The sequence below is a fragment of the Wolbachia endosymbiont (group A) of Aleiodes leptofemur genome, from assembly GCF_964028465.1.
In the GTDB taxonomy this organism is placed as follows: domain Bacteria; phylum Pseudomonadota; class Alphaproteobacteria; order Rickettsiales; family Anaplasmataceae; genus Wolbachia; species Wolbachia pipientis.
The window spans coordinates 1197754-1224480 of record NZ_OZ034782.1 but is presented as its reverse complement, the minus strand read 5'-3'; the positions used below and the strand labels follow the sequence as shown (position 1 = coordinate 1224480).

Here is a 26727-nt window from a genome sequence, read left to right as displayed (position 1 = left end):
ACGTTAATAAATCTATAATAATTAAATCAATATAATAGAACATTTTCGTATGTACAACAATGCCAAGTAACAATAATGAATAAAAGATACATAGATAACAAAAAAGAGAACAGGGTTGACTTCATACTAAGAAATTATGGAATGTCAATTGTTGTGATGGCAGTTATTATGCTCTTACCTCCAGTAGCAATATCGATACTCTACTTTTTTGATATATATAGTCAGCATATTAATATAGAGATTAATTTATTAGTTAGCATTCTAACAACTCTCTTTATGATGTATAATGTAAAACGCTACAGATACCTACTTAATACTATAGAATTTCAAAATGCAATATTTGCAAATGCACTAAATCATAATACAGAATTTTGCCTTATTTTACATAAAGATGAAGGTATTATTTATGCTGACGCAAGGTTATACGAAAGGTTTAAAGATCATATAGATGATGACATTACGTTAGGCAAGATTCTTGAAATAGGAGATGTTTCAGAAGCAGACAAAAAAGTACTCTATCATGCACTAAAAAATAACTCTTCTGTACAGGTATGCATTTCCTTAAACAAGAAGAATAGAGTATCTAACTTTCTTTTGCTCTTTGAGCCGATACCAGATAATCCCCAAATTGCTATAAATAGTAATAAGATTTTAAATTTATCATTAGTGCCAATAGCAAGGCCAGATGGGTATTTTGTATTAAAAGCAACACAGATAAACAAGGAGCAGATATATGAAGAGTTAATAGAAAAACACAGCATAGGAACTTACATTGCAAATGCCAAAGGGGTGATTTTATCTGTAAATAAAAGATTTTTAGACATATTTGAACTAAAAAAACTGGAAAAAGGTAGCTCAATCAGTGATTTTATATCTCAATCTAAATATAACAATACAACAACCGATAATGAAATTTTGTTTTTTACTATAAGTGGTATTCCATTCAAGGCTTATATGAGCACTGCTATATTTTGTGATAAATACAACCATAGCTATATATATGGCTTTATAACACCAACCGAATCAAATATTGTTGATTATCAATTACACCCTTGTTTTGCAAATTCATCAATTGCTATTGCACAATGTGACATAAACGGCAACTTTGTAAAGAAAAATACGGCACTAATAAAGCTTGCAGGGTCAGATAATAATTCAATCTTTACGTTGATATTGGATAGTTATCATGTGAAAATACGTGAATATTTTTCGAGTAATAGAATAAATAATGCGTCTTTTGATGTACAGCTCAACGGCGGTAATAACATAAAAATATATTTCAATAAGTTTCTTCATAATAAAATGATCTTCATACTTTGTTATTTTATTGACAATACTGAACACAAAAACCTAGAGATAAAGCTTGAGCATTATCAAAAGATGCAAGCTATAGGGCAGTTAGCAGGTGGTATTGCGCATGATTTCAACAATATATTGACTGGGATAATAGGATTTTGCGATTTGCTTTTACTCCAACACTCAGCTGGTGACCCATCTTTTGGAGATATAATACAGATACAGCAAAATGCAAAGCGTGGATCAAATTTAGTAAGACAATTGCTTGCTTTCTCAAGAAGACAGACCTTGCAGCCAAAAATTATTGATGTAAATAATACTATAGCTAATCTTTATGAAATGATAAAAAGATTAATAGGTGAAAATATAAAATTTAATATTTATTATGGTAGAGACTTGGGTGCTGTTAGGGCTGATCAAGGGCAATTAGAGCAAGTTATACTTAACTTAGCAGTCAATGCTAGTGCTGCTATGGAAAAGGGCGGAGAATTAACTATACGAACCTTTAATCAAAAGATTGACTCATTAAATTCTACACCTCAGGATATGTTTTCTCCAGACAAGGAAGCGATTGAACATGGAAATTATGTTGTGATTGAAGTAATTGATACTGGATGTGGAATGACGAGTGATACAACTGAAAAGATCTTTGATCCATTTTTTTCTACCAAAGATATTACCTCTGGTACAGGTCTTGGCCTCTCTACTGTATATGGCATTATTAAACAAACTGAAGGATACATCTATGTTGCTAGCAAAGTAAATCATGGAACTAAATTTAGCATATTTTTGCCCATGGTTTACATATCAGATGAAAATGATAGAGAGGAAGATAGTGAAGAAACAGAAAAACCGGTAGTAAGTGAAATTAAAGGTAATGGTATAATTTTATTAATCGAAGATGAAGATTCAGTAAGGGAATTCATCTCTAAAGCACTCAAAAGAAAAGGATTTGATGTAATAGAAGCAAGCATAGGCAGCGAGGCGCTAGAAATAATCAGTAAAAAAAGTCAACATATAGATCTTATAATCACTGATGTAATCATGCCAGAGGTGAGCGGCCCAGAAATAGTTAAAGAAGCATTGATCCATAGGCCAAATATCAACGTTATTTTTATTTCTGGGTATGCAGAAGATGCTTTTTTAAAGAGTGATGACATCAATATAGAAGATTTTCACTTTTTGCCAAAACCATTCACTCTGAATGAATTAGGAAACAAGGTTCAAAGTGTGTTACACAAAGCAAAAAAGACAGTCTAATTTTAGTGTGGTTAACAACAAAAAAATTTTCTAATGCAAAAGTTTCTTGCATATATACAATAGAATTATTTTATACATAAGATAAAAGGCGTGAGCAAGATTATTGCAATAGTAAATCAAAAGGGTGGAGTTGGCAAAACCACAACTAGTATAAATTTATCGACAGCCTTTGCTGCTGTGGGAAAAAGCACTTTATTGGTAGATCTTGATCCTCAAGGAAATGCTAGCACCGGACTCGGGATTTCTTACCGTAGTAGGGAAGAAAAAAACATATACAAAATACTACTAAGCAGCGAAAATAAATTGATAGAATCGGCAATTTTCAATATAAAGGAAATTCCGAATTTATCGCTAATTTCGTCAGTAGTTGATTTGTCAGCTGCAGAAATTGAATTATCGCAACTTGAGCGAGGAAAATTCGTACTAAAAAGCGCATTGGAGAAGATACGCGATAATTATGAGTATATAATCATCGATTGCCCTCCATCACTTGGGCTTCTGACCATAAATGCTTTGACTGCTGCTAATTCTATTATTGTTCCTCTTCAGTGTGAATTTTTTGCTCTGGAAGGATTAAGCCATTTAGTTAAAACTGTGGAGCTAATAAAAAGGAATAACCTAAACCCTTTTTTGGCAATAGAAGGGATAGTGTTAACAATGTATGACAGGCGCAACAAACTTAGTGAGCAGATTAAAAACGATATTTGTCAGTATTTAAATGATAAAGTATACAAAACTATCATCCCATTGTATGAGACTGTTATTCCACGTAACGTACGGTTATCAGAAGCACCTTCTCATGGAAAACCTGCTATTGTGTATGATCTTAAATGTCCTGGTGCACAAGCGTATATAAGTTTGGCAAGGGAAATTTTAAAAAAGCACGCGAGCAGTTGTAAGGAGAAGAAGCTAGTGAGCGAGGGCGTGGTATGAAGGATGATAGACGCCTCGGCAGAGGTCTTGCCGGTCTCATAGGCGATAATTATGATAATAAAGAAGATCGACAAGAGTATTTGCCTATTTCATTACTGCACCCAAGTAAATTTCAACCGAGGAAACATTTTGACGAGGAGTCATTAAGAGAACTTGCAAATTCGATAAAGAAGAGTGGCATTATACAGCCCATTGTGGTACGCAAAGATTCAAATGATGATGGTTACGAAATAATAGCTGGAGAACGTCGTTGGCGAGCAAGCAAGATTGCAAATCTTAATAGTGCACCGGTTATCATAAAAGATTTGAACGACAAGGAATGCTTGGAAGTATCCATTATTGAAAACATACAAAGACAAGATATTAATCCAATAGAAGAAGGTGAAGCGTATAAGAAACTGATAGATGAGTTCTCCTATACACATGAGGAACTAGCCTCAGCTATAGGCAAAAGCCGCAGCCACATAACCAATATGATTCGGATGTTGTCACTTTCCTGTAGGGTGAAAACAATGATCAACGAAAAAAAATTGTCTATGGGCCATGCAAGAACACTGATTAATGTTGAAAATGCGGAAAGTATCGCAGAAAAAATAGTTTCTCAGGGCTTAAGTGTTAGACAAACTGAAAAATTGATAAAAGACTTACACCAAAATAATAATCAAAAAGAGCGGAAATATACTAAAAATCAAGATATGGCAGTAATAGAGGGCGCTATATCTTCTCAACTTGGTTTAAAGATCAAAATTAATGACAACAATTCTAAGGGTAAAGTTATGATACGGTATGATAATCCAAATGAATTGGATTTGATATTGAAAATTTTGAATAGGAAACTTGAGGCATAGCTAGTAGTTGGCTAGCAAAGCAACAAACCAATATCAACTGTTGGTGTCATGAAAGTAGCTGACACTGGAATCCAGGAATTTTATTAAGTTGGTAAGCATAAAAGTATAACTTCTACGTCATACCGCCGCGGTATCCGCTAACAAGCAGCGGGATGACGATTGTCAGGGTAGCTGTCATCCCAGTGCCCTGACTACTTGGATCCAGGAAAAAGAATGGTGTCATCCCAGTGCGTGACACTGGGATGACACCCTAGTAGAAATCGTTTTTGTAATTGCAACATTCGTGCAATCTTTAGCCATAAATATTTAAAAAATTTACCAAATGAAAAAAAAGGCAAAAGAAACCCCATGGTGGTTGGCTATTTACCATGTATAGCTCTTTCCACAGAAGTCCGGATATGATAAGATTAAGGATAGATGGCGATAAGGAGGTTGGATGCCGGCAGCATATAGTTATGATTTAAGAAAAAAAGCAATGGAAGCACTAGACGAAGGGGAAAGCAGAGAAGCAGTGGCAGCAAGATTTAAAATTGGACGAACTACTTTGTGGGAGTGGAAGCAAAGAAAAAAAGAAACAGGCGACTTTCAGTCAAAAAACTCGGTAATGGAGGTTACAATCAGAAAATTATCGACTGGAATAAGTTTATCGAATTTGCTAAAAAACACGGTAGAAAAACTCTGTCGGAAATGGCTAAACTTTGGGGCAACGTTAGTATCGAAACGATCCACCGAGCTCTCAGAAAAATTGGATTTACGCGCAAAAAAAGACATATGGATACAAGGAAAGGAACGAAGAAAAACGTGCTGAATTCTTAAAAATTATAGCAACAAAAGAACCAGAAAACTTAGTGTATATAGATGAGTCTGGGATTGATAACACGGAGGACTATCCATATGGGTATTGCCAGAAAGGACAGCGATTTTATGCCCTAAAATCTGGAAAAAAAACTCAACGAATCAGCATGGTTGCAGCCTTAAGTAGAAGAAAGATAGTTGCTCCATTAACATTTGAAGGCCACTGTAATATGGATATTTTTAATGGATGGTTTGAGCAATTTTTGGCACCGATCTTAGAACCTGGACAAACTGTCATTCTTGATAATGCTACTTTTCATAAGTCTGATAAGCTTATCAAGCTCGCTAAAGGAGTCGGTGCAGAAATTTTGTATCTGCCGCCTTATTCTCCAGATTTTAACAAAATTGAGCATCATTGGTTTGCTATAAAAAACAGAGCCAGGAAAAACATTCCTCTATTCGAATCCTTTCGTCGTGCTGTTGATTCTGCCTTCCTATGACCTATTCGGACTATTATGAGAAATGCTATACTATGTACTAAAATATCGGCGTTTTTTTATTCTAAAACGCTTGATTAAGAGCGATTTAGCTGCTTTTAACTTGCAACTAACCTACACCGCAAGTGTTTAAGAAATTTACTAAGCAGGAAAAAAGGCAAAGAAACCCCGTAGTAGCTAGCATTCAAATTCTCCCTTGTCAATTTGACGTTTTTTGCTGTCTTAAACGCTTTGTAAGCGCGTTTCGGCTTATATAGGTAAAAACCCAGAAATTTTTAAAGACATGCGATGCACGTAGTGCGAAAAATTAAACATGAGACGCCAAATACCCTAAGTTTTTTTTCATTAACCTGCACAGATTGCGAAGATAAATAAATAGCTTCAGTTTTATGATAAGGGAGCTGGCGAGGCTTGTCAAGGAAGTTTTTCGTTTCATCCAATGCGCTGCCAAAAGCTATGCAAAAAGTCCAATGAGTTAACTCCCATATATCCTGAGTAATTCTTGTGCATTAGCCTTTATTAGAGTAGGGCATTTTCTGTCATTTAATAGGGAACGCAATACTTCAGTTGCACCTTTAATGTCGTTATTGTGTATCTTTACTACAGCGATAGCTTCTTGGCTTGAATAAGGATACACTGCACTTGATTCTAAATTATCAATTTTATCTTTATTTATTTTTTCACCGTTGGAGTGAAGTAAGCTCATTACTTCTAAATATTGTGCTAACTCACGCAAAACATTAGGAGCATCTTTATCATCTGCCAAATCATTATAAATAGATGCTGTGTCTGTTGGCATTGAATCTGAGATATGATTGAATGCGCGTTCAAAATTTGCTAAATACTCCCAATTTGAATCTATTTCTTCTAGCAGCGGCTTATTATCTTTTTTTAAGAATAATACTTCGTAAAACTTGTCACCTGCAGTTATAGATTGTTTTGTGTTATCAATGTTGCGCAATAAGTATAATGTGATGCCAACTAACATTGGCGCGAGTGCAAGCAGAAAGATGTATTTTTTCATGGTAATATTCCAAATAGTTATATATTTATACATTAATGCTTTTGATTTGCAAAAACATATTGACATAGTGATTATATCACATAATAATATTCTTAAAGTTGTTTGAATAGTTGGAGATTAAAATATTTCTAAAGTAGAAATAAAGACAGCAGTATTAAGCTAAATTATTTTTTGTCGGATTTATCCGATGTACCCTCAACCTTTTATAGGTTGAAGTCTAAATTTGAGAGTTTGATCCTGGCTCAGAATGAACGCTGGCGGCAGGCCTAACACATGCAAGTCGAACGGAGTTATATTGTAGCTTGCTATGGTATAACTTAGTGGCAGACGGGTGAGTAATGTATAGGAATCTACCTAGTAGTACGGAATAATTGTTGGAAACGGCAACTAATACCGTATACGCCCTACGGGGGAAAAATTTATTGCTATTAGATGAGCCTATATTAGATTAGCTAGTTGGTGGAGTAATAGCCTACCAAGGCAATGATCTATAGCTGATCTGAGAGGATGATCAGCCACACTGGAACTGAGATACGGTCCAGACTCCTACGGGAGGCAGCAGTGGGGAATATTGGACAATGGGCGAAAGCCTGATCCAGCCATGCCGCATGAGTGAAGAAGGCCTTTGGGTTGTAAAGCTCTTTTAGTGAGGAAGATAATGACGGTACTCACAGAAGAAGTCCTGGCTAACTCCGTGCCAGCAGCCGCGGTAATACGGAGAGGGCTAGCGTTATTCGGAATTATTGGGCGTAAAGGGCGCGTAGGCGGATTAGTAAGTTAAAAGTGAAATCCCAAGGCTCAACCTTGGAATTGCTTTTAAAACTGCTAATCTAGAGATTGAAAGAGGATAGAGGAATTCCTAGTGTAGAGGTGAAATTCGTAAATATTAGGAGGAACACCAGTGGCGAAGGCGTCTATCTGGTTCAAATCTGACGCTGAGGCGCGAAGGCGTGGGGAGCAAACAGGATTAGATACCCTGGTAGTCCACGCTGTAAACGATGAATGTTAAATATGGGAAGTTTTACTTTCTGTATTACAGCTAACGCGTTAAACATTCCGCCTGGGGACTACGGTCGCAAGATTAAAACTCAAAGGAATTGACGGGGACCCGCACAAGCGGTGGAGCATGTGGTTTAATTCGATGCAACGCGAAAAACCTTACCACTCCTTGACATGGAAATTATACCTATTCGAAGGGATAGGGTCGGTTCGGCCGGGTTTCACACAGGTGTTGCATGGCTGTCGTCAGCTCGTGTCGTGAGATGTTGGGTTAAGTCCCGCAACGAGCGCAACCCTCATCCTTAGTTACCATCAGGTAATGCTGGGGACTTTAAGGAAACTGCCAGTGATAAACTGGAGGAAGGTGGGGATGATGTCAAGTCATCATGGCCCTTATGGAGTGGGCTACACACGTGCTACAATGGTGGCTACAATGGGCTGCAAAGTCGCGAGGCTAAGCTAATCCCTTAAAAGCCATCTCAGTTCGGATTGTACTCTGCAACTCGAGTGCATGAAGTTGGAATCGCTAGTAATCGTGGATCAGCACGCCACGGTGAATACGTTCTCGGGTCTTGTACACACTGCCCGTCACGCCATGGGAATTGGTTTCACTCGAAGCTAACGACCTAACCGCAAGGAGGGAGTTATTTAAAGTGGGATCGGTGACTGGGGTGAAGTCGTAACAAGGTAGCAGTAGGGGAATCTGCAGCTGGATTACCTCCTTAGGCTTTGCACATAATTTACCATTTTTAATGATGGTGTTGTTATGTGCTATACTGCTGTCTTTACTTCTACTTTATTTTAATTTCCCGATAACGGAATTTTATGAGTGATAGACCTCTTTCTCCACATTTACAAATATATAAAGTACAAGTTACTAGTTTTTTCTCTATTATGCATAGATTGACTGGTATCTTGCTATTCCTTTTATTAATGATACTTTCTTGGTATTTCATATTACATGTTTACTTTCCTGAGTTACTTATAGTAAGGTACTTAAATGCATTATTATTCACTCCTGTTGCTAAATTAGCTTATGTCTTATGTTTTATAAGTTTTGTATATCATTTTCTTAATGGTATTCGTCATTTATTGTGGGATGTTGGGCTTAATTTAGAAATTACTGGCGTTTCAAGGAGTGCTATACTGCTGACAGTAACGCTACTTCTTTCTACTATGGCTTTTTTATTTATGTTTATATGAGTCAGTCTGGAAATTCAGTACATCATTGGTGGGTTCAGCGTGTTTCTGCGGTAATTTTACTGTTCCTGTTTCCTTGGTTTATCTATTCATTTTCTTGCACATTTTATACTGATAGCTCTTTGTCTTTTAGTGAAAAATTTATTAATCACCCTCTAGAGCTTTTATTTTTTGTTGTATTGTTGTTTTGCATTTTTTGGCACGCAGTTCTTGGAATGCAGGTAGTATGCGAAGATTATATACACAGCGTACCTTTGAGGATTTTTACAATTACATGCATAAAGTACTTATCAAGCATTACTTATATAACCCTCGCTTTTACAATCTTTATCTTCTACAGGCATATTTTCTTGTAAAATCACCGGTGCTGTGTTAATATATTATTAGTGTACTAGTTTTATTATTGAACTATAGCATTATAGCGATTTTGGTTTGACAATATGTTTGAAGCATTAAAAAAGGGAGCAATAGATCTTACACTTAAAGCAAAAGGTCTGCTTACTTCACCTGAATCTCAAGTTTACGTCGAAGACCTTAGAAAGGTAATGATGTATGATGGAAGGAAATGCCAGTATCCAAAAAATTATGATCAAATTGTACAGTCTGCTAAAATCATAGAAAACAGGGATATGCATGGAAATGCTATACTAGATAAAGATAAAAATCCAACCTATAAACTTTTGTATGGTCAAAAAGATGAGAATGGAGAACAACCAAGTTTCAGATTATCTTTAGTTACCAAAGATAAAGATAATGATAGATCTTATTTTACTATCAATTATATAGACAATCAGGGTAAGCAAATTCTGATAAATGAGTTGCATAAGTCATATTTTGAGCCATTAGGCTTTTCGAGAATGGATTTGAAAAAACACGTGCCAATTTTTGAAGCTGAAAAAACTAAGGATCCTCAATATCCATTTGAATTAACTAATTCTTCTGTGCTAACTAAAGAGGTAAAAAATAAAGAAGGTAAAGTTCAGGAAGTTGTTGATGAAAAAGGAAGAAATGGAGAATTATTATACACTAGTGATTACAAGAAGCTAAGCACCCATTTTTCAGAAATTAGAGATCAGAATGGTAATCTAGAGCTAGATAAAAGTCTTATATCTGTTCCTATCGTTTTTGCTACAAGTTTAGCTAAAGTTTGTACTAAATTGTTGACTTCTCTTCCTATAAAGTTAGGGGAGCATTTAATAAGCGAACAAAACCCAATTGCAAAGTCTTTTGGTTATCTTTTATTTACTCCTGCAATGGCAGTAAAAAATTTAGTGGATATGGGAGCTACCATACTTAAGGCTCCAATTTTATTGTTTGTAGCAAATGAGAAAAAATATGGTGATGCTTACTACACCATGTGGAAACACCAACTGAAAGGATGTTTGGAAGAAGCAAAAAGTGACTTTAATGTTATTAAAGGTGAAGAAAGGCTAAAGCCGGATCATGGGAATCGTGATTCACTAGTGGGCACATGGGATGAGCTTAACGCTAGAAGGCCAAAGAAACAAGGGGATGATAAAGAAGTTAGCAAGAGTAATGAAATACTAAAGAGTCCTGAGGAAGAACAAAATAAGGGTAATGAAATATTAAGTGATAAAAGAAAAGGTCATGTTGAGGAATTACAAAATAGAAGAAATTCACAGCAAGGGCAAGGCGCTACACATGATCACTCTCATTAGCAATTACTTTAAATCAACATTTACTTTCTTTATTAACTATTCCACAACAAAAACTTGCATGTATTTTGCCCTCAGTATAAGATATTAATTATTTAATTAATATCTTAACTAAATGCGCCCTGTAATATTGTGTGGTGGTAGTGGTAGCAGACTTTGGCCTTTATCTAAGCCAAAGCAATTTCAGAAAATATTTAGTCAGAACACTATGTTTCACAACACTTTGTTGAGGCTAAAAAGCGATTATATGCCGCCCATAATTGCTACAAATATACAGTACGAGTCATTAGTGATGGAGGAATTGCATGCACTGCAAGAATATAAAGTGATTTTCGAACCAGTGAAAATTGGAACAGCAGCGGCAATATTAATTGCTGCACTTCTCTGCAATGAAAACGAGACAATGTTAATTCTGCCTTCAGACCATTTTATAGGTGATTTGAATAGTTTTTATGCTTCTACTCAAAAAGCGTCTAAGTTAGCCTCTGAAACTAACTCTATAGTCACTTTTGGGGTTAAGCCTCATGAATTCAATTCTGAATACGGCTATATAAATGCAGTATATGATCAGAAAGAAAAATGTCATATAGTGAAAGATTTTACAGAAAAGCCCGAGCGTAAGTTAAGTAACGATCATTATTGGAACTCTGGAATATTTGTGTTTAAAGCAAAACGCTACATAGATGAGATTAAAAAATCTGCCCCGAATCTTTACAATTTATGTTTTAAATATTTCACACCGCAAGAGAGATTTCTGTATTTAAAACAACGAGATTTTGCAGGAATTGAAGGCATATCCATTGATTACTTGGTGATGGAGAAAGCAAAAAACGTTGCAATGATAGAAGCTAATTTCGATTGGTTGGATGTTGGAACTTGGAATTCAGTTTTAGAATTGAGTGAGAAGTTTAGTAAAGAACCGGCATCATTTCAGCATGTGATTAGAGAAAAAGAACCAGTTTCAACGACAGAAAGTAATAAAAATTTATTGAGTGGAGCTTGTAAGCAACCAAACAAAAGTCTAATTTCATTTATTCATAAAGTTAAGAAAGTAAAGGTGATAAGGAAAGAAGTTAAACCATGGGGATTTTGTAGTATAATTTTAATGAGCGAAAATTTTCTTATAAAATATCTTTTTATCAATCCATTAAGCTGCACTTCTAAGCAATTCCATCACTATAGAGATGAATACCATATAGTGCTATCAGGAGTTGGATATGTTAGTTTAGAAGACAAAGAATATGCTATAGCAAAGGACCATATGATAGAAATCCCAAGGGAAGTTTCCCATAGGATTGAAAATAGAAGCACAAGCTTTCCACTTGAAATAGTTGAATTTCAGATAGGAGAGCATTTATCTGATAATGATATAGTGAGATTGGATGATGTATATGGAAGAATATGGTAACGCCATAAATGCATTTGTTGGCAATTTATAATATGGGTATAGCTGCTTTATGTAAAAAATAATATTTACTAAATCTTAATATTTTAAACCTATACCCATATTTTAATAAATAATGAGTTGTAATTAATATGAAGGATCCATTTAAAAGTGACAATTATAGAGAAAATCTCGGTTTCCTTAAAGAAGCTATAAAAGCAAGAGATGAGTTAGTATAGCATTTCTCATAATAGTCCGAATAGGTCATAGGAAGGCAGAATCAACAGCACGACGAAAGGATTCGAATAGAGGAATGTTTTTCCTGGCTCTGTTTTTTATAGCAAACCAATGATGCTCAATTTTGTTAAAATCTGGAGAATAAGGCGGCAGATACAAAATTTCTGCACCGACTCCTTTAGCGAGCTTGATAAGCTTATCAGACTTATGAAAAGTAGCATTATCAAGAATGACAGTTTGTCCAGGTTCTAAGATCGGTGCCAAAAATTGCTCAAACCATCCATTAAAAATATCCATATTACAGTGGCCTTCAAATGTTAATGGAGCAACTATCTTTCTTCTACTTAAGGCTGCAACCATGCTGATTCGTTGAGTTTTTTTTCCAGATTTTAGGGCATAAAATCGCTGTCCTTTCTGGCAATACCCATATGGATAGTCCTCCGTGTTATCAATCCCAGACTCATCTATATACACTAAGTTTTCTGGTTCTTTTGTTGCTATAATTTTTAAGAATTCAGCACGTTTTTCTTCGTTCCTTTCCTTGTATCCATATGTCTTTTTTTGCGCGTAAATCCAATTTTTCTGAGAGCTCGGTGGATCGTTTCGATACTAACGTTGCCCCAAAGTTTAGCCATTTCCGACAGAGTTTTTCTACCGTGTTTTTTAGCAAATTCGATAAACTTATTCCAGTCGATAATTTTCTGATTGTAACCTCCATTACCGAGTTTTTTGACTGAAAGTCGCCTGTTTCTTTTTTTCTTTGCTTCCACTCCCACAAAGTAGTTCGTCCAATTTTAAATCTTGCTGCCACTGCTTCTCTGCTTTCCCCTTCGTCTAGTGCTTCCATTGCTTTTTTTCTTAAATCATAACTATATGCTGCCGGCATCCAACCTCCTTATCGCCATCTATCCTTAATCTTATCATATCCGGACTTCTGTGGAAAGAGCTATAACTATTAGACATTATAATAAAACGGTAAGGGATTTATCTCAGGCATTAGATGTATGGTCCCAGAGAGTGATGGTATACTATCATCATCATTTAAGGAGTCATTATGGGACAGATATTACATGGGTGCGCCAAAACAACACAGACGATTCGTAGAGCAATACAAAATAGAAAAGAGAGCATAGCAAAACTCTCCAAGCATTATAACCTTAATCCAAAAACTATTATTAAGTGGAGAAAACGTTCATTTACGAAAGATGCTGATATGGGTCGAAAGCATCCAAGATCAACTGTTTTAACGCTAGAAGAGGAAGCTATAATAGTTACATTTCGCAAGTATACACTACTGCCACTAGATGATTGCCTTTACGCTCTGCAGTCTACAATTCCGCATTTGACTCGCTCTAGCTTGCATCGTTGTTTACAAAGACACAACATTAGCAGATTACCAACTGTTGATGGAGAAGTTAAGTCAAAAAAGAAATTCAAACAATATCCTATCGGTTACTTTCATATTGATATTGCTGAAGTTAGAACTGAGGAGGGCAAATTACATTTGTTTGTTGCTATTGATAGGACATCCAAATTTACCTATGTTGAGTTGTGTAACAGTGCTACAAAACCCATAGCTGCTGAGTTCTTACGTAATTTGATTAGAATTTTACCGTATAAAATCCATACTATTTTGACAGATAACGGTATACAATTTACAAACCAGAAGCGTCATAAGTATGCTTTCCAACATATATTTGATAGAGTTTGCGAAGAGAATGTTATTGAACATCGTTTGACAAAAGTTAGCCATCCTTGGACGAATGGGCAAGTCGAGCGTATGAATAAAACTTTAAAGGATGCTACAGTTAAGAAGTATTACTATCAATCGCACCAGCAACTTAAAGAACACCTTTATAACTTTGTTATGGCTTATAATTATGCAAAGAGACTCAAAACTCTTAAGGGTCTTACTCCTTATGAATTTATATGTTATCAGTGGACACAGTCTCCAGAATTATTTATACTAAATCCACACCATCACACTCTGGGACCATACAAGTCTTCCATAGCGGAAAATCATTTGGTAAATACCGCCATTGACACCCTGTACGCAATACATAGAAAATTGCTTCTAATATTTCTTTTTTGCTATACTTTGGCGGCCTTCCTCCTTTCTTGTATGATACTCTGAAGTGTTTTTCTATTCTTGCCCATTCCCTTTCGCTTAGATCTGTTGGATACTTTTTTCTCATCTTTACCCCGTACTAAAATTTCAGATATTATAGCCTTTTACTTGTTTCCGGACAACCTCTTAAAGCGTTTTACAGATAAGGCAGAAGATGTAGCTAAGTTTGTTATACGTAGTGACTCAATTGATTATGTAAAATCGATGAATGGAAAGCCATCAGGTCTTAAGATATTAAAGGAAATATTGAATAGAATCTCGGGAAGAAATGTTCCAGTTGAGAATATAAGTAGTTTTATTGATAAATTACCTCCTCCTACTTCAATGACAATCTTTGAATATCTAGAGGCTTATCGTAAAATTTCAGGTTTGGAGCAAGTTGAAAGAGGAAATATTGCAATAGCTCCAGAAAATCCAGAACGCAGTTTTCTAAAAGAAGATAGACAAGTAGAAGTTATAGCCTTTCTTATAATAGTCCGAATGCGATAAGATATGTGTTTATGGCTATAGCAGGCCAGTAGCATATTACGGTCTGTTCGGATTATTGTAAAAAGAGCTATAATTATAATGATTCAGGCCATGGAAATTCATTAGATGAAAAGCCTGGATACAAAGAGATATCAAATTATCAAGAGAAGAAGAGTAAAATTTTAACAGAAAATTCACAAAGTTCAAAATCGCCTAGAGAAGAGCTAATTTATGTAACAGTTCCTAAAGAACATATGGAAGCAAAAAGAGAACTTAAACAAAAACAACAATCTAAACCTCCAATATTGCCAAAACCATCAATAGCACCCCCATTGCCAAAAAAAATGTTTACTGCTGGTCAAGAAGTTAGACAAAAACCAAAAGTAGTAGGAACTGTTCCTAAATCAACTAAAGATAAACCTGAATTACCACTAAAACTTAAAAAGTTAGGTCATACTGATCAAAAATCAAGCACAAAGCTAGAAATGGTAGTATCTTCTATGGAAAAAGAAATTAATTATAATATCGATATTAAAGTACAAGAGATAAGAAAAAAATTCAAACAAAATCAAGCAAAAGAAAGTCCTAATGCGCAAACTATTGAAAGCAGGACCCCTCCTGTTGCACAAGTGAATATAGATGTGGAGAAAAAAACTAGGCCATCACCAAAAGTTGCTTCCCAATCTCGCTTATTTCCAATGAGGGATGAAATATCTCAGATGAATCCCTTATCAGCAAAATCTGATCCGAGACCTCATGTTAGCAAAAATGCTCTTCTCACAGATGTAAATGTAAAGCAACTAGTTGTACAATTTGAAAATTATGGAAGGAAAGAATTATAACTTATTGAATAAACCCAATAATATTCTTGATTTTTTCTATGTTATAAAAGCACAAGCTCTCCACTTGAAATAGTTGAATTTCAGATAGGAGAGCATTTATCTGATAATGATATAGTGAGGTTGGATGATGTATATGGAAGATTTTGAAATTCTAATGTTAAAGATACTCTATAAGTCTGCTAAATTTAAGGAAGCAAAAATCTCTAGTTTTTAAATAAAGAAAAGTCTACAATTATACGAAGTTTCAAAAATATAATGTCTAACCTCAAAATATTTTGTAATGTCCATTGCCTTTGAAATTACTATGGCTGCTTGCTATTTGCGAGCAAGAAATGCCAGATTTTGCTCTATAATGACTTTGTTCTCTATTATCGGCATTGCCCTTGGAGTTGCAACACTAATAGTGGTGATGTCTGTGATGAACGGATTCAGAGCAAAGTTGCTTGACTCAATACTTGGCATTGATGGCCATATTAACGTTTATTTTGATAGGAACATAAATTCAGATTACTACGCAGTTTCAAAATCTATTGAGAGAATTCCTGGTATATTAAAAGCTACTCCTATGACCAATGATCAAGTTATTATTGTAGCAAATGGTAAAATTGCAGGTAGCGTAGTGCGAGGTGTGTCAACTAAAGATTTGCTTGATAGTACTGCCGTTACAAATAATGTAATTATAGGTGATGTAAAAAAATTTGATGAAGGGATAATAATAGGAGCACGCTTAGCAGAAGTTTTGAACATTGACTATGGCGACGAAATTACGTTTATATCATCTGAAGAATTTGATGCATTACTTGGTGAAATGCCGCGAATGAAAAAATATAAAGTTATAGCAATATTTGATATGGGTATGTTTGAGTATGATAATACCTTGATATATATGCCTCTAAAATCAGCACAAGCCTTTTTTAATTATAAAAATAGCATAAAAAATATAGAAGTACTTGTAGACGACGTTACTAGAGCTGATAAGCTGGCAGATGCTATAGAAAAAGAAATAGGAATGGAAGCTGAAAGTTGGCAATCACAGCAAAGCCATTATTTTAGTGCTTTAAAAACTGAAAGAAATGTGATGTTTTTAATTCTCACTTTGATTATAGTTGTAGCAGCGTTTAATATTATCTCAAATTTAATGATGATAGTGCAAGAAAAGAAATCCGCGATTGCAATTATGCGTACATTTGGTGCAACAAGTGGAAGCATTATGCGTATATTTTGCGCTTGTGGTCTATTAATCGGTTTTACGGGAACTTGTCTTGGCTGTATTATAGGTGTCGTTTTTTCTCTCAATATCGAAAGCATTAGAGTGTTTTTAGAAAACATTACTAACGTCAAGCTGTTTGATCCTATGATATACTTTTTTTCAAGTTTGCCAGTGATATTAGTACCCCAAGACGTAGTAAATATTTCTGCACTTGCGTTACTCTTATCATTTTTAGCGACAATTGCTCCTGCGTTGCAGGCAGCTGCACAAGATCCTGCGGAGATACTACGTTATGAATGATACTCAGCAAAAGTACATAGGTTGGTTCTTAATTGTATTGTTATTTACCGGTTACATCACAATAAATAACATAATCTTTTTAAAAATAAATCAGCAAGAGAGTGAAAACAATGTGAAAGCTTTAACGGAAAACATGGATGAATTTAGAATGTTGCTTGAAGTTAATCAATCTAGAATAGAAAAAAAGATATTTGACCTCAAGAGAAGTCAGCATACTCAATGTGAGCAAGGTGATAATAACTCAAGATGTAAGAACCTTGCAAAATTGCTATTACTTGTGGTTAAAATGAAGAATTCGTTATTGCGAGAAGCAAAATTTGATAACCATATAAATTCAATAAAGCCTTTGATATCAGAGCTTGACGATCCAGAGATAGAAAATGCAGTAGATGAATTAGAAAATTTGAAAGAGATAAATACCTTACACGAATTGAAGTTATCTTTTGAAAAAACTATTGATACTATCGATTACAACAAAAGTACATTGTCTAAAAAAATCATTTCAAACTGGATAAAGGTAGACGACCGAAATGATCCATTAAGAGTAAAATTCGCAGAAATTGAGGAGTCAATAAATGATAATGATTGGCAAAATATAACTGTTACAGTAAGCAATTTAACGCATTCAGAATTCAAGCCATGGCTGAATAAATTGAATGGTTTTATTGTAGCTTCTAAGAATATTTCAACAATATATCATCACTTATTACAATATATCTCATGATTTATTTTATAATTTTCGCTTTTTCGTTTTTATTTGGTATATGGGTCAAGGTAAGTGGTGAAGTAATAAAATTGGAATTAGGCAATTACACTATAAGTATTGATCTATATTTCATTATTTTTACTTGTGTAGTTTTATTATTTTTATTAATTACACTTGTACGCTTTTTTTCCTCCATTTCATCAACATTTGCCAACATAAGAAATAGAAGAAGGGATAGGGAAGAATTGCTTCTCTTTGAAGCTTTCTTTAGCATAGACTTAGACAATATAGAGAATGCCCAAAAGCTAGTTAAAAGTCTGAGTGAGGAGAGCGATAGGTTGTCTTTAATAAAGCTCTTTAACTCAGGTAAGACGGGAAATTACAGCTTTTTCAGTAACGGTTTAACAAATATTGCAAATAAAAATCGTAACTTAGCTCTACTTCTAGCCAATAAGCTGATTGTCCACCTCAAACAAGAAAAAGTAGTCTTTCAAAAATTTATAGAATATTGCTCTAGTTCAATTAACGATAAAATGCTATCTATTCCCTTTCAAATAGAGCATTGCATATTGAAAGAAGATTGGATTAATGCAATTTTGAGGTTGAAGGAAGCAGTTAAGTCCAATATTTTTCTCCCCTTTGATCATAAAGAAATGTTTGCAGTGTTTTATTGCGCTTTAGCAAAGCAATATGAAAGTAAAGGAAATTTTAAGGAGGCTATAAAGTCTTTATTTAGAGCACAACGTTATAGTGCAATTTTTCAGCCCATCAATTATTTAAAGGCAGAATTATATATTAAACTTGGAAAAATCAGAAAAGCTTCTGCAGTGCTAGAGGCAGAGTATACAGTAAATCCTACTCCTCAGTCAGCTAAAATGTACATCAATTTAAATAGTAAAGGTGCTGAAAGACTATACAACTTACGCCCTGATTATTATTTTAGTTACTGTTTACTTGCTTTGTCCTCAATGAGTTCAGGTAAATATGATCTTGCAAGTCAATATTTAGACACTGCTATGAAAAAAGCTAATTACATGTCAATCTACTTTATTGTAATACAACTCAAGGTTACATTGCAAGAACACGACAAGGTAATTTATTGGCTAAACAAGATGGGCTCAGAAGCTTTGCCTGATCCAGGCTGGAAATGTAAAAATTGTAACAGGGAACTAGAACAATGGGATCATAAGTGTTCAAGTTGTAATAGTTTTAATTGTGTTTATTATATATTATAAAATTCCACAAAGTGTAGAAATTACCATTAGATGTATGGTCCCAGAGTGTGATGGTGTGGATTTAGTATAAATAATTCTGGAGACTGTGTCCACTGATAACATATAAATTCATAAGGAGTAAGACCCTTAAGAGTTTTGAGTCTCTTTGCATAATTATAAGCCATAACAAAGTTATAAAGGTGTTCTTTAAGTTGCTGGTGCGATTGATAGTAATACTTCTTAACTGTAGCATCCTTTAAAGTTTTATTCATACGCTCGACTTGCCCATTCGTCCAAGGATGGCTAACTTTTGTCAAACGATGTTCAATAACATTCTCTTCGCAAACTCTATCAAATATATGTTGGAAAGCATACTTATGACGCTTCTGGTTTGTAAATTGTATACCGTTATCTGTCAAAATAGTATGGATTTTATACGGTAAAATTCTAATCAAATTACGTAAGAACTCAGCAGCTATGGGTTTTGTAGCACTGTTACACAACTCAACATAGGTAAATTTGGATGTCCTATCAATAGCAACAAACAAATGTAATTTGCCCTCCTCAGTTCTAACTTCAGCAATATCAATATGAAAGTAACCGATAGGATATTGTTTGAATTTCTTTTTTGACTTAACTTCTCCATCAACAGTTGGTAATCTGCTAATGTTGTGTCTTTGTAAACAACGATGCAAGCTAGAGCGAGTCAAATGCGGAATTGTAGACTGCAGAGCGTAAAGGCAATCATCTAGTGGCAGTAGTGTATACTTGCGAAATGTAACTATTATAGCTTCCTCTTCTAGCGTTAAAACAGTTGATCTTGGATGCTTTCGACCCATATCAGCATCTTTCGTAAATGAACGTTTTCTCCACTTAATAATAGTTTTTGGATTAAGGTTATAATGCTTGGAGAGTTTTGCTATGCTCTCTTTTCTATTTTGTATTGCTCTACGAATCGTCTGTGTTGTTTTGGCGCACCCATGTAATATCTGTCCCATAATGACTCCTTAAATGATGATGATAGTATACCATCACTCTCTGGGACCATACATCTTAGGCTACTTTCACATTGATATTGCTGAAGTTAGAGCACTTTCTTAATATAATCCTTATCTCCAAACAATAAACCTGCAAGTTTCTTAGCTAGACTTGGTTTTAATGTCAAAAAAACTTGCTTTTAGACACTAACAGTTATATATTTTAATAAATCAGGGTTGTATACAAAATGAAGAGCTTAAAGGAATTATCCTTAAGAATTAAGAATATTAGGTCTGTACAGAAAACCACGAAAATAATGCAAATGGTTTCTGCAGCAAAGTTGTTACAAAGCCAAAAGAAGTTATTAAATTCAAAATTATATGTATCTAAGCTGCATAACATTATTTTTTCATTAATGCTATCAGTTGATCAAGAATTACTGGCAAAAATTCTAAATGTCAGTAACGACGGTTCTTACCTAGTATTCATTATTGCGTCTGATCGTGGCTTGTGCGGCAACTTTAACTCTTCTATTGTCAAATTTAGTCAAGAGCGTGTAAATAAGTCAATCGCAAATGGCAAAAAAGTAGATATTGTATTTCTTGGTAAAAAAGCTTTTGATGTAGGTAAAAATAGATTTGACTCTAAAAGTATCTTAAAAATTGAAAATAGTAAGGGAATCACGTTAAAGCACGTAGAAGCTTTGGTTGATGGTATAGATTTAAGTAAATACGATAAAGTTAAAGTTTTTTATAGTAAATTCTATAATACCTTCACGCAAAAACCAATGTTGGAAACAATAAAACCATGGAGTAAAGACTCATCCTTGATTGATAGCTCTCTGGCTGGTCCAACAACAGATTACGGCTATGAGTATGAACCACAAAATATTGAATTTATTTTAAAATCTTTGGTTCAAGATTACGTTGTAATTGCTCTTTACTCTGCTTTACTTGAAAGTGCAACGAGTGAGAATAGTGCTAGAATGGTTGCTATGGAATCAGCAAACAGAAACACTAAAGAGATACTGAACAAATTAGCATTGCTTTATAATCGTTCTCGTCAAGCAGCGATTACGACTGATTTAATTGAAGTTATAGGTGGTGCAGAATCTTTATAGAAATCTAAGGAATAGAAAATGAATATATTAAATATTGCAGCAGATATTACTAAACTAATAAAAAAGCAAAATCAAGATGCGGAAGTTACAATATATGAAACTAATAAGACTTCAGTTTCTCAGCGTCTATCAAAAATTGAGCAAATATCACAATCTAAAAATTGCACTGTAGGAATCAGAGCTATAGCAGGTAAAAACAAAGCTGCGTATATTTCTACAAACGATTTGAATAATCTGAGTGATACAGTAAGCCAAGTGGTAGAAATGGCAAAGAATGCGCCAGAAGATCCTTGCATTAATTTTGCTGTAAATGGTAGTAATTATATCTCTTCTGCAGATTTAAGTATCTCAGATAATAATGTTGTAACCGTTGATAACCTAAAAGAAATTGCTGAAGCTGCAGAAAATTCAGCCCTTGCACATAAGAGTATCACTAATTCTGAAGGAGCCTCTTCTTCATACGCTTTAGTGAATACAGTATTATCGACTGTTTCTGGTTTTATTGGCTCGTTTAGTAAATCAACCTTTGCTAATCAGGTCTCTGTTGTTGCTGGAAGAGAAAGTGAAATGAAGGTTGGTTACGATTATGATATAGCATGTAATTTTAGTGATTTAAAGTTGCCAGAGTTAATGGGAAAAGAAGCAGCAAAAAGAGCAGTTGATCAATTGAATTCACGTACAATGAAAACTGGTAAATTTCCAGTTATTTTTGAAAAAAGAGCAGCAAAAGGGCTAGTAAAAAGTTTTGCTTCTGCTATAAATGGGAGCAGTATTATAAGCAACAGTTCTTTCTTGAGGGGTAGTTTAAACGCTCAGATTTTCAACGATAGAATTAATATTATCGATGATCCATTGTTGCCAAGAGGCATAGCATCGAGACCATTTGATGGAGAAGGGATAACTAGCAAGAAAAATATATTTGTAAAAAACGGAATATTACAAAATTGGATTTTAGACTTATACTCGGCTAGAAAATTAGACTCAGAAACAACCGGAAGTGCAACTCGTGCAAGTAATGCTGCAGTTATTCCTGCAGCTAGTAACCTCTACATTGAGAATGGTGATGTATCGTTTGAAGAATTAATTCAGGAAGTGAAAGAGGGAATATATGTAACTGATTTATTTGGTTTTGGTGTCAATTTAATCAATGGCGATTACAGCCAAGGCGCTTCCGGATTTTTTATAGAAAATGGAAAAATAACGTATCCAATACATGAGATTACCATTGCTAGCAATTTGAAGGATATGTTTAGCAATTTAGTCGTTGCAGATGATCTAACTTTTTGTGGGCAATTTAATTCACCAACGATTAAAGTTAGCGAAATGACGGTTGCAGGTTCGCTTAACGATTAAAAAATTTATTTGCATCAAGTACAACAATTGTGTATTATTGTCATGTAATGTTAAGAATAGACTATGGAGTATAAAGGTTTAGTTTCAATAGCTAAGCTTAAAGCATTCTCAATCGTAATTTCAAAGTTTTTCATCACATTAGTAATGTTAGTTAATAATTTAGGAGTTGTTTAAATGGAATTTGGTAATGTAAAATGGTTTAATGCCGAAAAAGGCTATGGTTTCATCAAGCCAGAAGGTAAAGGGGGTGACGTTTTTGTACATATTAGCACATTGGAACGTTCGGGAATAAGACCTGAGGCACTTAAAGGAGAGAATAAAGAGAAGGGAATAAAAGGAGAAAGGGTGAGTTATGAGGTTAAAGAGGAGCGCGGTAGAAACGGAGAAGATAAAAAATCTGCAATAAATTTAAGATTGGAAGATTAATCTATTATGAAGTCTTTTAACAGGATTAACGTATTGTGAATAATTTTCATGAGATGGGTCTCCCAGCTTCGCTTAGACAAGCTCTAGATAAAAATAATCTTTTCGTCCCAACTCCGATTCAAATACAAGCGATTCCCTTAGCGCTACAAGGTAAAGATATTCTCGGATCTGCTCAAACGGGGACTGGAAAAACTTTAGCATTTGCTATTCCGTTGGTTGCTAAGTTGCTGAATGAGCCTAACACTGGTTCAGCTTTAGTCATCGTGCCAACCAGAGAGCTTGCGCATCAGGTAACAAATGAGATAAGAAAACTCTTATCTCAAAATTCTGCACTAAGGGTCGCTTTGTTGATTGGTGGTGAGCCTATTTTTAGGCAGCTAAATCAGCTTCAGAAAAAACCACAAATTGTAATAGGTACTCCTGGTCGTATTATAGACCATATTGAGCGTAAAACTTTGATTACTCGCAATGTTAGCGTTCTTGTGCTTGATGAAACGGATCGTATGTTTGATATGGGCTTTGGAGTTCAGATTGAAGAAATTATGAAGCATTTGCCTAAAATAAGGCAAACTCTTATGTTTTCTGCAACTCTTCCTGGAGATATAGTAAAACTTGCTGAGAAGTACCTTAATCGACCAGAACGTATTTCTGTTGATTGTGAGGTTACAACTTCTGTAAAAATTAAGCAAGAAATTGTTTATGCATCAGAATCAGAAAAATATGAAAAGCTTGTTACACAACTATGTCAGCGCGAAGGATCAATCATTATCTTTGTCAAAACAAAGCGAGGAGCGGATCAGCTAGCTAACAGATTGCACAAAGATGACTATAGCGCTTTAGCAATTCATGGTGATTTAAGGCAGCACAAGCGCGAAAGGGTCATTAATTCTTTTCGTCGTGGCCGTAATCAAATCATGGTTGCAACAGATGTTGCTTCTCGCGGCCTTGATATTCCCCACATTCAACATGTTATCAATTATGATGCACCACAATCGCAAGCTGACTATATTCATCGTATAGGTAGAACTGCACGCGCTGGAGCTGAAGGGTATGCGCTATCTTTTGTTACACCTCAAGATAAGAGAAGACTGCCTGCACTGGCAGACAAAGAAGGAGAGCTAAATTTTGATTGTAGTGTGCAATTTAAAAAACGTAACAGCAAAAAGGTCTTTAAAAGGCCAAGTACGTTAAAGACTAAATACGGTAGAAAAAAGATCAATGCATTTAAGAAGAAAAGCAGAGTACTAGAAAAAGCGTATTAAATAGGATTTACCTACAATTTGATAAGCGTAAAACTCGTCATTCCGCTACTCATTAGCGGAATCTATGCTGAGATATTGCGGTGCTATGACGTAGATCCAGAGTGGGATTCAAATTGGCTACAGCGAACTGCTGGATTTCAATTTTTTTAATAATTGTGTGCTATTCATTATATATGAGTTCCCACTTTTAAAGAGAATAGGAGATGATTTCCAAAAACTTAGAGGCAAGTTTGAATAGAGCACTATTCATTGCTTCTAATTTTAATCTTAAATATGCGAAAGTAGAACATTTATTGCTGGCGTTAACTAAAGACGTGGATGTAAATTACGTTTTATCAAGATGTAATATCAGAGCCGATGAAATCATCAGTATGGATAACATTCTATCAAGATGCAATATTAAGGCTAATGATTATAATAATAATATAAAAGGGTTTTTACAAAGCAGTTCTGAATTGATTATCAGTGGAGTTAAACCTAGCTCAATGTTTCAATGCATAATACACAGAGCAATAATACGGGCTCATAGCTTGGGGAAAAAAGAAATAAATGGAGCAAGTGTTCTAGTAGAAATTTTGTCTGGGCAAGATTTATACGTTGAAGATCTATTGCAGAAACAAAGTGCGAAAGATTCCAATTTGATTTACCACATATCTAACATGAAATACTCTAACGATATAGATGAATACACCACTAATCATAAAGTAAAACTTGATAAAAATAATGATGCTCCTACTACAGTAAATAAAGGTGAGCTACTAAAAGATGAGGAAATTCTACAAAGTTATTGTAAAAATTTAAATGACTATGCAAGAAGCAAAAAAATAGATTATGTTATTGGTCGTGATTATGAATTAAATCGCACTATAGAAATATTATTGAGGCGTAGAAAAAACAACCCTTTATATGTTGGAGATCCAGGTGTTGGCAAAACCACAATAGTTGAGGGTTTGGTACTCAAAATCATTGAAAACAGTGTTCCAAGTGCGCTCAGGTCCAGTATAATTTATGCTTTGGATTTAGGGTCACTCCTTGCAGGGACACGCTATAGAGGTGATTTTGAAGAGAGAATAAAATCTATAATAAAAGCGATTGAGGCAAAACCAGGTGCTATCCTTTTTATTGACGAAATACACACTATCATTGGAGCAGGTTCTACAAGTGGTAGCTTTCTTGATGCAGGTAACCTACTCAAACCTGCGCTTGCAAGAGGTACACTGCGTTGTATAGGTGCAACTACATATAGAGAATACAGCAATAGTTTTGAAAAAGATAAAGCATTAGCGAGGAGGTTTCAAAAAATTAATGTTAAGGAATCTTCTGTTAACGAAACGATAAAGATACTAGATGGTATAAAGCACTACTATGAAGGGTATCATGGAGTATATTATACAAAGAATGCCATTAGGTCTGCGGCTGAACTTTCGCATAAGTATATTACTGGGCGAATATTACCTGATAAAGCGGTTGATGTTATTGATGAGGCAGGGGCATATTGTAAATTGCTAAGAAACAGGGGTAAAATTGTAAATAGTAGAGATATTAAGAATACCATTACTAGAATTACAAATGTGCCTTGCGGATCTGAATCTGATGATTTGCAGAAAGTAAAGTCTTTAAAAGCTAATCTAGAGAAGGTGATTTTTGGCCAAGAGCAGGCAATAGAATCTCTTGTTAATTCTATTAAAATTGCTAAATCTGGGTTGAGAAATTACAATAAGCCTTTAGCAAATTATCTTTTTGCAGGGCCAACCGGTGTTGGTAAAACCGAGCTAGCAAAACAATTAGCAGAAAGCATGGGCATGAATCTTATACGCTTTGATATGTCCGAATATATTGAGTCTCATACGATATCAAGGATGATTGGTTCTCCTCCTGGATATGTAGGTTATGATCAGGGTGGATTACTCACAGAGTCTGTATCTAATAATCAATATAGTGTTGTGCTGCTTGATGAAATTGAAAAGGCTCATAGCGATATCTATAATATATTGCTACAAATTATGGATTATGGTTGCGTTACAGACACTTACGGACGTAAAGTTAACTTTTCCAATATAATCTTAATTATGACAACTAATGCAGGAGCAGCTGAACGCAGCAAAAGTTTTGTTGGCTTTGGGCATAAAAAATTTAACACTGGTGATAGTGAAAAAGCGATAGAACAGGTTTTTAGCCCTGAATTTCGTAATCGTCTTGATGCGATTATTTCTTTTTCTGACTTAAATGCGGATATAATTCTGCATATTGTAGATAAATTTATTCAGGAACTGAAAAAGCAGCTGACGCAAAAAGGCATAAACTGCTTGGTAGAAGATGAAGTGAAATCTTATCTTGCACAAACAGGTTATAGTAAGGAAATGGGAGCACGTCCGATAGAGAGACTTATTGAAAAAGAGATAAAAAGTTACTTAGCGGAAGAAATACTGAATCGTAAATTAATAAAAGGAAAGAAATTAAGAATCTATATGAATAAAGTAGAAAATAAAATTGCTTTTGATATAGTTTAAAATCCTTGTATTGAACTTCATCTTTGTTACAATCTATAACTTAAATTCAATTTGAATTATA

General features: G+C 34.7%; 19 protein-coding genes, 1 rRNA gene and 4 pseudogenes. 19 read left to right on the top strand and 5 right to left on the bottom strand.

Annotated elements, in window-relative coordinates; genetic code table 11:
• Window positions 1-75 precede the first annotated feature (75 nt).
• The 4 genes and pseudogenes from ABWU67_RS06500 (at window position 76) to ABWU67_RS06485 (ending at window position 5632) form a co-directional block, all read left to right on the top strand.
• Window positions 76-2556, top strand: coding sequence for a response regulator (locus tag ABWU67_RS06500; RefSeq protein WP_353281977.1), 2481 nt, complete (start codon window positions 76-78; stop codon window positions 2554-2556).
• 90 nt (window positions 2557-2646) lie between these two features.
• Window positions 2647-3489 carry a ParA family protein gene (locus ABWU67_RS06495; protein ID WP_006280226.1) on the top strand — a complete coding sequence of 281 codons (843 nt, stop codon included), beginning with the start codon at window positions 2647-2649 and terminating at the stop codon, window positions 3487-3489.
• Window positions 3486-4337, top strand: coding sequence for a ParB/RepB/Spo0J family partition protein (locus ABWU67_RS06490; RefSeq protein ID WP_264329416.1), 852 nt, complete (start codon window positions 3486-3488; stop codon window positions 4335-4337). The genes ABWU67_RS06495 and ABWU67_RS06490 overlap by 4 nt, the downstream gene beginning before the upstream one ends.
• A gap of 436 nt (window positions 4338-4773) precedes the next feature.
• Window positions 4774-5632 (top strand): annotated as a pseudogene (locus ABWU67_RS06485) (IS630 family transposase).
• 472 nt (window positions 5633-6104) lie between these two features.
• Here the strand turns inward: ABWU67_RS06485 and ABWU67_RS06480 are convergent.
• Window positions 6105-6719 (bottom strand): hypothetical protein, encoded by a 615-nt coding sequence (locus ABWU67_RS06480; RefSeq protein ID WP_264705839.1) that lies wholly within the window; start codon window positions 6717-6719, stop codon window positions 6105-6107.
• A gap of 153 nt (window positions 6720-6872) precedes the next feature.
• Here ABWU67_RS06480 and ABWU67_RS06475 point away from each other — a divergent pair.
• The 5 genes from ABWU67_RS06475 to ABWU67_RS06455 all read left to right on the top strand — a co-directional run bounded on the left by ABWU67_RS06475 (window position 6873) and on the right by ABWU67_RS06455 (window position 11936).
• A 16S ribosomal RNA gene (locus ABWU67_RS06475) occupies window positions 6873-8377 on the top strand.
• A 100-nt stretch (window positions 8378-8477) separates the two neighbouring features.
• Window positions 8478-8855 carry a succinate dehydrogenase, cytochrome b556 subunit gene (sdhC, locus tag ABWU67_RS06470; RefSeq protein WP_010963112.1) on the top strand — a complete coding sequence of 126 codons (378 nt, stop codon included), beginning with the start codon at window positions 8478-8480 and terminating at the stop codon, window positions 8853-8855.
• Window positions 8852-9208 (top strand): succinate dehydrogenase, hydrophobic membrane anchor protein, encoded by a 357-nt coding sequence (gene sdhD, locus ABWU67_RS06465; protein ID WP_010963113.1) that lies wholly within the window; start codon window positions 8852-8854, stop codon window positions 9206-9208. The genes sdhC and sdhD overlap by 4 nt, the downstream gene beginning before the upstream one ends.
• Before the next feature lie 84 nt (window positions 9209-9292).
• The gene (locus ABWU67_RS06460; protein ID WP_353281975.1) at window positions 9293-10531 is read left to right on the top strand and encodes a hypothetical protein; all 1239 of its coding nucleotides are present in this window, start codon (window positions 9293-9295) and stop codon (window positions 10529-10531) included.
• Window positions 10532-10643: 112 nt separating this feature from the next.
• A complete protein-coding gene (locus tag ABWU67_RS06455) occupies window positions 10644-11936 on the top strand; it encodes a sugar phosphate nucleotidyltransferase (RefSeq protein WP_264329418.1) in 1293 nt (430 codons plus the stop codon).
• A gap of 240 nt (window positions 11937-12176) precedes the next feature.
• Here ABWU67_RS06455 and ABWU67_RS06450 read toward each other — a convergent pair.
• Window positions 12177-13035 (bottom strand): annotated as a pseudogene (locus ABWU67_RS06450) (IS630 family transposase).
• 168 nt (window positions 13036-13203) lie between these two features.
• On the opposite strand from ABWU67_RS06450, the pseudogene ABWU67_RS06445 reads away from it, so the two are divergent.
• A pseudogene (locus ABWU67_RS06445) lies at window positions 13204-14148 on the top strand (IS481 family transposase); the annotation flags it as partial.
• Between the two features lies 1 nt (window position 14149).
• Here ABWU67_RS06445 and ABWU67_RS06440 read toward each other — a convergent pair.
• Window positions 14150-14344, bottom strand: a pseudogene (locus ABWU67_RS06440) (transposase); the annotation flags it as partial.
• A gap of 283 nt (window positions 14345-14627) precedes the next feature.
• Window positions 14628-14801, bottom strand: coding sequence for a hypothetical protein (locus ABWU67_RS06435; RefSeq protein WP_353281973.1), 174 nt, complete (start codon window positions 14799-14801; stop codon window positions 14628-14630).
• Window positions 14802-14999: 198 nt separating this feature from the next.
• On the opposite strand from ABWU67_RS06435, the gene ABWU67_RS06430 reads away from it, so the two are divergent.
• The 4 genes from ABWU67_RS06430 to ABWU67_RS06415 all read left to right on the top strand — a co-directional run bounded on the left by ABWU67_RS06430 (window position 15000) and on the right by ABWU67_RS06415 (window position 19038).
• Complete coding sequence (locus tag ABWU67_RS06430) at window positions 15000-15587, top strand: hypothetical protein (protein WP_353281971.1); 588 nt, start codon at window positions 15000-15002, stop codon at window positions 15585-15587.
• 280 nt (window positions 15588-15867) lie between these two features.
• The gene (locus ABWU67_RS06425) at window positions 15868-17097 is read left to right on the top strand and encodes a lipoprotein-releasing ABC transporter permease subunit (protein ID WP_070357005.1); all 1230 of its coding nucleotides are present in this window, start codon (window positions 15868-15870) and stop codon (window positions 17095-17097) included.
• Window positions 17090-17821 (top strand): hypothetical protein, encoded by a 732-nt coding sequence (locus ABWU67_RS06420; protein WP_038250643.1) that lies wholly within the window; start codon window positions 17090-17092, stop codon window positions 17819-17821. The genes ABWU67_RS06425 and ABWU67_RS06420 overlap by 8 nt, the downstream gene beginning before the upstream one ends.
• The gene (locus tag ABWU67_RS06415; protein WP_007548692.1) at window positions 17818-19038 is read left to right on the top strand and encodes a hypothetical protein; all 1221 of its coding nucleotides are present in this window, start codon (window positions 17818-17820) and stop codon (window positions 19036-19038) included. Before ABWU67_RS06420 ends, ABWU67_RS06415 begins: the two co-directional genes overlap by 4 nt.
• 26 nt (window positions 19039-19064) lie before the next feature.
• On the opposite strand, the gene ABWU67_RS06410 is transcribed toward ABWU67_RS06415, so the two are convergent.
• Window positions 19065-20015: an IS481 family transposase gene (locus ABWU67_RS06410; RefSeq protein WP_353281701.1), complete on the bottom strand. Its 951-nt coding sequence runs from the start codon at window positions 20013-20015 to the stop codon at window positions 19065-19067.
• 227 nt (window positions 20016-20242) lie between these two features.
• On the opposite strand from ABWU67_RS06410, the gene atpG reads away from it, so the two are divergent.
• From atpG to ABWU67_RS06385, 5 genes are all read left to right on the top strand, one after another.
• Window positions 20243-21115: an ATP synthase F1 subunit gamma gene (gene atpG, locus ABWU67_RS06405; RefSeq protein WP_010081973.1), complete on the top strand. Its 873-nt coding sequence runs from the start codon at window positions 20243-20245 to the stop codon at window positions 21113-21115.
• 18 nt (window positions 21116-21133) lie between these two features.
• Window positions 21134-22468 carry a TldD/PmbA family protein gene (locus ABWU67_RS06400; RefSeq protein WP_010081974.1) on the top strand — a complete coding sequence of 445 codons (1335 nt, stop codon included), beginning with the start codon at window positions 21134-21136 and terminating at the stop codon, window positions 22466-22468.
• Between the two features lie 174 nt (window positions 22469-22642).
• Window positions 22643-22894: a cold-shock protein gene (locus ABWU67_RS06395; RefSeq protein WP_006279919.1), complete on the top strand. Its 252-nt coding sequence runs from the start codon at window positions 22643-22645 to the stop codon at window positions 22892-22894.
• A 35-nt stretch (window positions 22895-22929) separates the two neighbouring features.
• Entirely contained in the window at window positions 22930-24156 is a 1227-nt protein-coding gene (locus ABWU67_RS06390) for a DEAD/DEAH box helicase (RefSeq protein WP_038199603.1), read from the top strand.
• 203 nt (window positions 24157-24359) lie between these two features.
• Window positions 24360-26666 carry an AAA family ATPase gene (locus tag ABWU67_RS06385; RefSeq protein WP_070357007.1) on the top strand — a complete coding sequence of 769 codons (2307 nt, stop codon included), beginning with the start codon at window positions 24360-24362 and terminating at the stop codon, window positions 26664-26666.
• Window positions 26667-26727 lie beyond the last annotated feature (61 nt).